The organism is Rhodococcus sp. ENV425, assembly GCF_002887785.1.
Classification (GTDB): Bacteria; Actinomycetota; Actinomycetes; order Mycobacteriales; family Mycobacteriaceae; genus Rhodococcus; species Rhodococcus aetherivorans.
This window is the reverse complement of record NZ_PCZU01000029.1, coordinates 1-9,785: the sequence shown is the minus strand read 5'-3', so window position 1 is coordinate 9,785 and position 9,785 is coordinate 1. Positions and strand designations below refer to the sequence as shown.

Below are 9,785 nucleotides of genomic sequence, written 5' to 3'. Positions count from 1 at the left end.
CGGTCCGGGCCGGTTCCCGTCACGCGCTGTCGTCTCGGACGCCGCCGGAGGAGGCGCGTGCCGCGGTCGGGCACTGGGCGAGGATCGCGGCGCCCATCCAGCGTCGGAGATAGCGCCGCAGCTCGTCGTCGCTCCGCGGGGGGTTGCCGGGGGAGACGAAGAACGACTGCATCGTGCGCAGCACGTATTCGACGAGTTCGTGGAGTGCCGCGTCGTCGTACCCGTAGCGCTCCCAGTCGACGTCGAAACGCTTGATCATCGTCATCCCGAACTCGCGTGCCTCTTCGGAGGTGAGGCCGTCGGGATGGACGTTCGAGTACGTGCCCGTGAGCAGGATGCCCAGATGCGGCGTCCGGCGTACCTCGGCCAGGGTGTAGACCACGCCTTCGGTCATCGCGTCGACGGGATCCTCGATGCCGCGGATGTGCCGGGTCAGTCGAGCGAGGAATCCGTCGACCGATGCGATCGCCGCGGCCCGCATCAGTGCATCCGCGCTGGGGAAGTAGCGGTACACCGTCTGGCGGATGACGCCCAGCGACTCCGCGACATCGGCGATGCTGATGACGGAACCCGTACGCCCGATCAGATCGACTGCAGCGGAGACGATCCGGCGGGACGCTTCGTCGTCGTTCTCCGGTGGGCTGCCGCCCCACCCGCGTCTCCGTGCCACTGCTCCGCTTCCTCGGATCGCACCCGCATCCGGAACGGCGGGCCCTCCGCATGGTGGGGCCTGTCGGCCGTCCGCTCGAACGACCGACGGTAGCACGGGGTGGCCCGCCGCCCGCGGGGCCGTCCACGGTTTCGATAACACGTTCTCATCATACGTGTTGGTCGATCTATGTATGATAACGGCACCGCGGCGCGGGGCCTCTGCGGGGCCCCGGCCCAGCCCATTTCCGGACGACGAGGGGTAGCGCGTGACCGATCTGCAGATCCGAAAGATGAACTTCGCGTTCGAGGACTACGACGTGCCCTTCCTGTGGAACGACGCGAATCCGGCCTTCTCGAGCATGGCCAACGCGGTCTCGTTCCTGGCGATCGGCTTCGAGAAGATGATCGTGAAGATGATTCTCCAGACCAAGCCGCTGATCACCGACCCCGAGGTCGCCGCGGAGGCGGACGCGTTCATGCGTCAGGAGGGGCAGCACTCGACCGCGCACCGCCAACACGTCAGGGCCCTGATCAAGCAGTACCCGGGGCTCCGGGAGACTCTCGACGACGTCATCGGAGAGTTCGACCGGCTCACCGCGGAGACCTCGCTGAACTACCGGCTCGCCTACACCGCGGATCTCGAAGCGACCTTCACTCCGGTGTTCAAGCTGATGCTCGACAACGAGGCGGCCCTGTTCCGGCCCGGAGACGACCGGGTGGCGTCGCTGTTCATCTGGCACTTCGTCGAGGAGGTCGAACATCGGAGTTCGGCGCTCGTCGTCTTCGACTCCGTCGTCGGCTCCGACATCTACCGGATGCGCGTGGCCCCGTCGGTCTTCCGTCATGTGCTGAAGGTCATCCGGCTGGCCTGCGAGGGCTTCAACGAGCATGTTCCCTTGGCGGACCGGAGGATCGACGCTCTGTCGATGTTCGCGTCCTACCGGCGCAAGCAGCGCCTGCGCACGTGGTTGCCGCTGCTGCACGCGGAGGACCACGGCCCCCTGCCGCGCGCGTTCGACGATCTCCCGCTCGGTGAGCAACTCGTCGCCCTGGCGGGAGTCGTCCGGAGCCAGTTGCCGAAGCACAACCCGGCCCACGAGAAGCTGCCGGCACTCGCGGACGTGTGGTTCCGGCGCTACGAGGACGGCTACGACGTCACGCGCTGGTACACCGCCGACGCGGTCGCATCGTAGGGGGGCCGGAGCGATGACCGACCTGTGTTCACCCACCTTCGCCGAACTCGCCACGTCCCTGGGCTTCTCGTGCGAGGAGGCCGGTGGCCTCGTCGAGGTCCGCAACCCGTCGGCCCTGGAGAACTGGACCCTTCCGGTTCTCGAGGTCACCGTCGTGTTCGGTGCCGTGCTCGCGCTCGTGCTCGCCGTCGTGCGCCTGCGTCGCCACGGCGATCCCACCAACCTGGTGCTCTGGTTCGGCGCCACCGCCTACCTGTTCCTCATCGAGCCACCGCTGTACTTCCCCGCCGCATTCGGCATCGAGGAGCACGTGGACACGATGTTCGCCCACAACGTGTTCACGGTGGAGTTCCTGTGGGGCCGGCTCCCGCTGTACATCGTCGCGATCTACCCGCTGATGGCCACGCTGGCCTTCGAGATCGTCAGAATGCTGGGCGTTTTCCGGCGCTACGGGGTTCTCGTCGGTGCGGTCTGCGTGGGCTTCGTTCACCACGCGTTCTACGAGATCTTCGACCACCTCGGACCGCAGTTGCGATGGTGGCACTGGTCGGTGACGAATCCGGTCAACCAGCCCATGTTCGATGCGGTCCCGCTCCCGAGTGTGGTGGTGTTCGCCGCGCTCTGGCCGATGTCGCTCGCGTTGTGCGTGCAGTTCTTCGTCGGTCGCCACGCCGACCGCGGCCGGCACTTCTCCGGTCTCGAGCTGGTGTGGCGCACGGTCGTGATCGGCCTGCTGGCGTCGCTGGGCACGTTCGTCCTCCCGCTCCCGGCCACGGTCCTGGGCATGGGAAGCACGACGGTCCGGGGAGTGCTGTACGCGGTGGAACTGGTCGTCGTCACACTCGTCGCGAGCGTGGTGCTCGTGCGCCGATGGGTGCGGCTGCGGCGGGGCGAGCCGGACGTTCCTCCCTACACGAACCGCTTCGTCCAGGCCTACAGCGTGGTGTACCTGTGCGTCATGGCGTTCCTCTGGGCGACCGCGTTGCCCGACTTCCTCCGTGCCGTCGACGGCGTGACGAGCACCGGAGATCCGGTGGGAAACCTGTGGTACACGCTGGCGTGTTTCGTCGTCGCACTGCTGTGCGTCGCCGCCACGTTCACCGCACACCGCCGAGGGGGTGAACCGGGCGACAGATCGCCCGCGCACGAGCGGGACGCGGCGCACGCCGGATAGCAGATTCGGCGCACGCCGAGCGCGGCCGGCGGCGGGGAGGTCGCGCTCTCCGGCCGACGAGGCCGCAGACACGAGTCCACCCGCCTTGCGGAATCGCAAGGCGGGTGGACTCGTGACGAACTACGTGCGGAACCGGCTCAGCAGTCGTAGTACAGCTGGAACTCGTAGGGGTGCGGCCGCAGGTTGACCGGAGCGATCTCCTGCTCCCGCTTGATCGAGATCCAGGTCTCGATCAGGTCGCTGGTGAACACGCCGCCCTCGGTCAGGTACTCGTGGTCGCGCTCGAGGTTGTCGATGACCGATTCGAGGCTGGTGGGAGCCTGCGGGATGTTCTTGGCCTCCTCCGGCGGGAGCTCGTAGAGGTCCTTGTCGACCGGGGCCATCGGCTCGATCTTGTTCTTGATGCCGTCGAGACCCGCGAGCATCTGCGCGGCGAACGAGAGGTACGGGTTGCCCGAGGAGTCCGGGGCGCGGAACTCGAGGCGCTTGGCCTTCGGGTTGTTGCCGGTGATCGGGATGCGCACGGCGGCGGAGCGGTTGCGCTGGCTGTAGACCAGGTTGATCGGAGCCTCGTAGCCCGGCACCAGACGGTGGTACGAGTTGATCGTCGGGTTGGTGAACGCGAGCAGCGACGGCGCGTGGTGCAGGATGCCGCCGATGTACCAGCGCGCCAGGTCGGACAGGCCCGCGTAGCCGGACTCGTCGTGGAAGAGCGGCTTGCCTTCCTTCCACAGCGACTGGTGCACGTGCATGCCCGAACCGTTGTCACCGAACAGCGGCTTCGGCATGAAGGTCACGGACTTGCCGTGCTTCCAGGCGGTGTTCTTGACGATGTACTTGAACAGCTGCAGATCGTCGGCCGCACCGAGCAGCGTGTTGAACTTGTAGTTGATCTCGGCCTGACCGGCGGTGCCGACCTCGTGGTGGCCGCGCTCGAGTTCGAAGCCGGCGTTCTGCAGGTTGGTGGAGATCTCGTCGCGCAGGTCCACGTAGTGGTCGTACGGTGCGACGGGGAAGTAGCCGCCCTTCGGGCGGACCTTGTAGCCGAGGTTGGGGCTGCCGTCGGCGTTGAGCTCGACGCCGGTGTTCCACGAACCGGAGACCGAGTCGATCTCGTAGAACGCGCCGTTCATCTGCGAGTCGTAGCGGATCGAGTCGAAGATGTAGAACTCGGCCTCGGCACCGAAGAACGCGGTGTCGGCGATGCCGGTGCTGACGAGGTACTCCTCGGCCTTGCGGGCGACATTGCGCGGGTCCCGGCTGTAGGACTCGCGAGTGAACGGGTCGTGGACGAAGAAGTTGATGTTCAGCGTCTTGGCGGCCCGGAAGGGATCGATGCGCGCGGTGGTGACGTCGGGCAGCAGCATCATGTCCGACTCGTGGATGGACTGGAAGCCGCGAACGGACGAGCCGTCGAACGCCAAGCCGTCCTCGAACACGTCCTTGGTGAACGCGCTCGCGGGAATCGAGAAGTGCTGCTGAACGCCGGGGAGGTCGCTGAATCGGATATCGACGTACTCGACGTTTTCGTCCTCGATGTACTTGATGACCTCTTCGGCCGAGGTGAACGCCACGCTTGTGCTCCTTCAGTCAATGCGCGCCATGGGGATGGGGCGTCTGCGTCGGATACAGACCGTATTGAGCTGGTGTTGCCCGACCATCAATCCCATGTTTCACCGATGTTACAGCTCGTCTTCCGGTGTCGTGAGGACTACTTTTGTGGTAGAAGTCACCGGCGTGCACGTGGGGTCGGGCCGGTCCGCTCGTTGCACCCTATCCTGGACAGCATGGCACGTATGACCGGCAGCTGGCTCTCCGGACCCGCTGCGGCGATCCCCAAGGGGCAGGAAAAGGCCCAGGACTACCGCGGGCAGTTGCTCGGCCTGCCCCAGGAGGGGCCGGGCGCGCTCGCGGGCACCGGCCGGCGGGCGAGCGCTCTGGCGATCGACTGGTTCACCTCCGTCGGTATCGCCACCGCGATCGTCGGCGAACGTCCCTTCGAGAACCCTCAGCTGTCCACCTACACCCTGCTGGTGTGGTTCGTGGTGGGGGTGCTCACGGTGACGTTGTTCTCGTTCACCCCGGGGCAGTATCTGGTCGGCCTCCAGGTCGCCCGGGTCGACGCGCCCGCACGAGTGGGGCCGGTTCGCGCCCTGGCGCGGCAGCTGCTGCTCGTGTTCATCGCGCCGGCGATCGTCACCGACGTCGACGGCCGCGGCCTGCAGGACCGGGCGACCGGCACGGCCCTCGTACGGTCCCGCTGACGCACCCGCCCCCGAAACGCGGAACGGGAGCCTGCACCGGGTCGATCCGGGTGCAGGCTCCCGTCGTCGGAGCGGGGCTCAGCGGCGGCGCATGGTGCGCTGGACGCTGCGCATCTTCGCGCCGGCCGGCATCGGACCCTTCGGGAGCGCGGCGCCGGTCTTCTTGGTGCTCAGGGCGGCCAGCCGGCCCTCGATCGCGTCCATCCGCTTGGTGTCGATGTTGCGCGGCAGCTTGGACAGGTGCTTCTGCAGCTGCGACAGCGGGACCTGGCCCTCGTCGTTGCCGACCACGACGTCGTAGATCGGGGTGTCGCCGACGAGGCGCGCCACCCGCTTCTTCTCCTGTGCGAGAAGCGCTTTCACGCGCTGCGGCGATCCCTCGGCCACCAGGATCACGCCCGGGCGGCCGATGACGCGGTGCACGGCGTCGAGCTGCGCGGTGCCGGCCACCGCGTGCGTGACGCGCCAGGAGCCCTGCAGGTTGTCCAGCGCCCACGCCGCCGCGCCGGCCTGGCCCTCGGCCTTGCCGTAGACCGTTTTCTGCACCCGGCGACCGAAGATGACGAACGCGAGCAGCACCCCCACGAGCAGGCCGACCGGCAGGAGGAACCACTCGATACCGAAGATCAGCCCGATCAGGAAGAACACCAGGGTGGAGACGACGATCGCGCCGATCATCCACGGCAGCAGCAGCTTGTCTTCCTTGCGCTGCAGCTGGAACGCCTGCCAGAGCTGGGTTCGCCGCTCCTTCGACGCCTGCTTGCGCGCGGCCTTCGCCGCGGCCTTCGCTTCCTTGTCGGGTTTGCTGCCTTTCGCCATGCACCCAGGATACTTTCCCCGCGGTGACCCCTTCACCACCGCGGGTCCGGTACGGCTACGGCGTGAGGCGAGCGAGCACGGAGCTGGCTTCCTGGGCCGCTGTGCCCCCCTCGGCCAGGTGCGCCTGGGCGGCGGGCAATTCGCGACCGTGGTGTGCCATGGCCTGCGCGTACAGGCGGCCCGCGCGGTACGAGGACCGGACCAGCGGCCCGGCCATCACGCCCGCGAAGCCGATCTCCTCGGCGGTCTCCGAGTGCGCGACGAACTCCTCGGGCTTGACCCACCGCTCGACGGGATGGTGCCGCGGCGACGGACGCAGGTACTGGGTGATGGTGACGATGTCGCAGCCGGCGGCGTGCAGGTCGTGCAGCGCCTCGGTGACCTCCTCCGGTGTCTCACCCATGCCGAGGATCAGGTTGGACTTGGTCACCAGGCCGAACTCGCGGGCCGCGGTGATCACGTCCAGCGACCGCTGGTAGCGGAACGCCGGGCGGATGCGCTTGAAGATCCGGGGGACGGTCTCGACGTTGTGCGCGAGGACCTCGGGACGCGACTCGAAGACCTCGGTGAGCAGTTCGGGCTTGCCGTTGAAGTCGGGGATGAGGTTCTCGACGCCGGTGCCCGGGTTGAGCTCGTGGATCTGCCGCACGGTCTCGGCGTACAGCCACGCGCCGCCGTCGGGCAGATCGTCGCGGGCGACACCGGTGATCGTCGAGTACCGCAGACCCATCGCCTGCACCGACTCGGCGACGCGGCGCGGCTCGTCGCGGTCGAGCTCGGCGGGCTTACCGGTGTCGATCTGGCAGAAATCGCATCGACGGGTGCACTGCTCGCCGCCGATGAGGAACGTCGCCTCCCGGTCCTCCCAGCATTCGTAGATGTTGGGACAACCGGCTTCCTCGCAGACCGTGTGCAGGCCCTCGCGCCGCACCAGTCCCTTCAGCTCGGTGTACTCCGGGCCCATCTTCGCCCGGGTCTTGATCCAGTTCGGCTTGCGTTCGATCGGCGTCTGCGCGTTTCGGGTCTCGATCCGCAGCAGTTTGCGTCCTTCTGGGGCCACAGTCACGGGCTCGATCCTACGCCCGCCGGTACCGGCCGGACCCACCCTGGGGGCGCGGCCGTGGCGGGCGGCGATCAGCCGTACCGCACCGTGGTGAACTCCGGCCGCGGGGTCTGCGGCGGCTCGGCACCGACGGCCTGTTCGAACGTCACCCGCTCGATGTCGTGGTCCGTCACCGGCAGGCGGCCGTCGAGAGCGTCGATCACCGCCGCCGTCACCGCCGGCATCACCTCGGCGACGGTGACGTCTCGTCCGAGCTCACCCGTGAGCGAGGTGACACCCGCGTCGCGGATGCCGCACGGGACGATCGAGTCGAACGCGTCGAGGGTGGCGTCGCAGTTGAGGGAGAACCCGTGCATCGTCACCCCGCGCTGCACCCGCACCCCGATGGCGGCGATCTTGCGCTCGGGCAGCCAGTGCCCGTCGCGCAGCTCGGCCGGCAGCCACACGCCCGAGCGACCGTCCACGCGGCCGCACGTGAGCCCGAGGTCGGTGCAGACCTCGATCAGGGCCTGCTCGAGACGCCGCACGTAGCCGACGACGTCGATGGGTTCGCCGAGCCGGATGATCGGGTAGCCCACCAGCTGGCCGGGACCGTGCCAGGTGATCTTGCCCCCGCGGTCGACGTCGATCACCGGGGTGCCGTCGGTGGGGCGATCCTCGGGGGCGGTGCGCTTACCGGCGGTGTACACGGGCGGATGCTCGAGCAACAGCAGGGTGTCGACGCCGCGGCCCTCGGCCCGGTCGGCGGCGATCTCCCGTTGCCGCTCCCACGCCTCGAGGTAACCGATCAGCCCCAGGTGCGCCACCGCGACGGGTTCGGAATCGAAACGGGCGGAGGAGGATGCGCTGCTCATAGTCCACGACCCTACGCCGTCGGCGAGCCCTCGCGAAGAGGTGACTTCAGGACGCGAGCGCGTTTCCCAGGGCGGCACCGATCGTCGGGTACCGGAACTCGAAGCCCGTCGACTCGAGCACCGCCGGCAGGGCACGCTGCCCGGTGAGCACCAGTGCGCGCGCCATTTCCCCGGCGACCGCGGCGACCACGAAACCGGGGGTCGTCCACGGCGCGGGCCGGTGCACCGAGTGCGCCAGCGCCTCGGTGAACCGGGCATTCGTCACGGGGGCCGGCCCGGTGACATCGACCGGTCCGGCGATGTCGCCGCGACCGAGGACGAAGCCCACCGCCGCCACCGCATCCTCGAGCGCCACCCACGACATGTACTGCCGGCCGTCGCCGAGCCGGGAACCGAGCCCGAGCCGGAACAGCGGCTCGAGCCGGCGCAGGATGCCCCCGTGCGGCGCGAGCACGATCCCGGTGCGGAGAACGATCGTGCGGACCCCGGCCTCACGCGCCGGCGCCGTCGCGGCCTCCCAGTCGTGGCACAGGTCGGCCACGAACCCCTGCCCGGCAGGGCTGCGTTCGTCCACCACCGTCTCGCCGGTGTCCCCGTAGAAGCCGACGGCGCCCGCGTTGACCAGCGTCGGCACCCCGGCGGCCGCGACGGCGGCGGCGAGGACGTCGGTGGGGACGATCCGGCTGTCGCGCAGTTCCTGCTTCACCGCGCCCGACCAGCGCCGCGCACCCACGCTCGACCCGCACAGGTTCACCACGGCGTCGACGCGGTCGAGCGCCGCGGGATCGACCCGCCCCGTCCGCGGGTCCCAGGACCATTCGTCCGGCGCCCCCGGCGGACGTCGCACCAGGCGGCGCACCTCGTGGCCGTGCGCCCGCAGCCACGCGACCGAGGCAGTTCCGATCAGCCCCGACGAGCCGGCCACGAGGATGCGCATGCCGGAGATTCTCCCGCATCTGCGGGGATCGGAACGCGGAAGCGGGGGCCTCGTCGGTGTGACGATGCCCCCGCTGCGGGTCCGGTGAGTGCCGGGCTACACCCCGTGGGTCACAGACCCAGGTCGGCTTCGAACGCCGCCTCCTCGAGGCGGTGCTTGATCGTGGTGAGGAACCGGCCTGCGTCCGCGCCGTCGACCAGCCGGTGATCGTAGGTCAGCGGCAGGTAGCACATCGAACGGACACCGATCGACTCGTTGCCCACCTCGTCGGTGACGACCACCGGTCGCTTGACGATCGCCCCGGTGCCGAGCATCGCCGCCTGCGGCGGCACCAGGATCGGCGTGTCGAACAGGGCGCCCTGGCTGCCGATGTTCGTGATCGTGAAGGTGCCCCCGGCCAGCTCGTCGGGCTTGAGGCCACCGCTGCGGGCACGCTTGGCGATGTCCGCGATCGCGCGGGCCAGGCCGGCCAGCGACAGGTCACCGGCGTTGTGGATCACCGGGGAGAGCAGACCCTGCTCCGTGTCCACGGCGATGCCGAGGTGCTCGGCCGCGTGGTAGGTGATCTCCTTCTTGTCCTCGTCGTAGGAGGCGTTGATGTTCGGGTGCGCCTTGAGGGCCTCGACGACGGCCTTCGCGAAGAAGGGCAGGAAGGTCAGGTTGACGCCCTCGCGCTCGGCGAAGGTCGCCTTGGCCTGCGCCCGCAGGTGCGCGATCTTGGTGACGTCGACCTCGAAGGTCTGGGTGAGCTGCGCGGTGGTCTGCAGGGACTCGCGGGTCTTGATCGCGGTGATCTGGCGGATCCGGTTGACCTTCTGCGTGGTGCCACG

At 68.8% G+C, this 9,785-nt stretch carries 10 protein-coding genes; 3 read left to right on the top strand and 7 right to left on the bottom strand.

Translation table 11 applies throughout. From position 1 onward, the window contains the following. Positions 1 to 19: 19 nt before the first annotated feature. Positions 20 to 670 (bottom strand): TetR/AcrR family transcriptional regulator, encoded by a 651-nt coding sequence (locus CQZ88_RS01710; protein ID WP_006947757.1) that lies wholly within the window; start codon positions 668 to 670, stop codon positions 20 to 22. A 247-nt stretch (positions 671 to 917) separates the two neighbouring features. On the opposite strand from CQZ88_RS01710, the gene CQZ88_RS01705 reads away from it, so the two are divergent. Then, positions 918 to 1,844, top strand: a complete 927-nt coding sequence (locus tag CQZ88_RS01705; protein WP_006947759.1) for a metal-dependent hydrolase — start codon at positions 918 to 920, stop codon at positions 1,842 to 1,844. A 13-nt stretch (positions 1,845 to 1,857) separates the two neighbouring features. After that, on the top strand, positions 1,858 to 3,018 hold the full coding sequence (locus CQZ88_RS01700) for a hypothetical protein (RefSeq protein ID WP_006947760.1): 1,161 nt from the start codon (positions 1,858 to 1,860) through the stop codon (positions 3,016 to 3,018). A 137-nt stretch (positions 3,019 to 3,155) separates the two neighbouring features. Here CQZ88_RS01700 and glnA read toward each other — a convergent pair whose 3' ends face one another. After that, the gene (gene glnA, locus CQZ88_RS01695) at positions 3,156 to 4,592 is read right to left on the bottom strand and encodes a type I glutamate--ammonia ligase (RefSeq protein ID WP_006947761.1); all 1,437 of its coding nucleotides are present in this window, start codon (positions 4,590 to 4,592) and stop codon (positions 3,156 to 3,158) included. A gap of 213 nt (positions 4,593 to 4,805) precedes the next feature. On the opposite strand from glnA, the gene CQZ88_RS01690 reads away from it, so the two are divergent. Next, positions 4,806 to 5,282 (top strand): RDD family protein, encoded by a 477-nt coding sequence (locus tag CQZ88_RS01690; RefSeq protein WP_029544252.1) that lies wholly within the window; start codon positions 4,806 to 4,808, stop codon positions 5,280 to 5,282. A gap of 78 nt (positions 5,283 to 5,360) precedes the next feature. On the opposite strand, the gene CQZ88_RS01685 is transcribed toward CQZ88_RS01690, so the two are convergent. The 5 genes from CQZ88_RS01685 to sucB form a co-directional block, all read right to left on the bottom strand. Continuing rightward, complete coding sequence (locus CQZ88_RS01685) at positions 5,361 to 6,101, bottom strand: DUF4191 domain-containing protein (RefSeq protein ID WP_029544250.1); 741 nt, start codon at positions 6,099 to 6,101, stop codon at positions 5,361 to 5,363. Between the two features lie 55 nt (positions 6,102 to 6,156). After that, positions 6,157 to 7,167: a lipoyl synthase gene (gene lipA / locus CQZ88_RS01680; RefSeq protein ID WP_006947766.1), complete on the bottom strand. Its 1,011-nt coding sequence runs from the start codon at positions 7,165 to 7,167 to the stop codon at positions 6,157 to 6,159. A 68-nt stretch (positions 7,168 to 7,235) separates the two neighbouring features. Further along, complete coding sequence (lipB, locus tag CQZ88_RS01675) at positions 7,236 to 8,018, bottom strand: lipoyl(octanoyl) transferase LipB (RefSeq protein ID WP_006947767.1); 783 nt, start codon at positions 8,016 to 8,018, stop codon at positions 7,236 to 7,238. A gap of 46 nt (positions 8,019 to 8,064) precedes the next feature. Beyond that, entirely contained in the window at positions 8,065 to 8,955 is an 891-nt protein-coding gene (locus tag CQZ88_RS01670; RefSeq protein WP_006947768.1) for a TIGR01777 family oxidoreductase, read from the bottom strand. A 110-nt stretch (positions 8,956 to 9,065) separates the two neighbouring features. Further along, a partial coding sequence (gene sucB / locus CQZ88_RS01665; protein ID WP_102799152.1) for a 2-oxoglutarate dehydrogenase, E2 component, dihydrolipoamide succinyltransferase occupies positions 9,066 to 9,785 on the bottom strand: 720 nt, incomplete at its 5' end.

What these genes read in the sequence shown, in the direction of transcription:
- CQZ88_RS01700 (WP_006947760.1), top strand. Translation starts at nt 1,858, where the DNA reads ATGACCGACCTGTGTTCACCCACCTTCGCCGAACTCGCCACGTCCCTG.
- CQZ88_RS01690 (WP_029544252.1), top strand. Translation starts at nt 4,806, where the DNA reads ATGGCACGTATGACCGGCAGCTGGCTCTCCGGACCCGCTGCGGCGATC.
- CQZ88_RS01685 (WP_029544250.1), bottom strand. Translation starts at nt 6,101, where the DNA reads ATGGCGAAAGGCAGCAAACCCGACAAGGAAGCGAAGGCCGCGGCGAAG.
- lipB (WP_006947767.1), bottom strand. Translation starts at nt 8,018, where the DNA reads ATGAGCAGCGCATCCTCCTCCGCCCGTTTCGATTCCGAACCCGTCGCG.
- CQZ88_RS01670 (WP_006947768.1), bottom strand. Translation starts at nt 8,955, where the DNA reads ATGCGCATCCTCGTGGCCGGCTCGTCGGGGCTGATCGGAACTGCCTCG.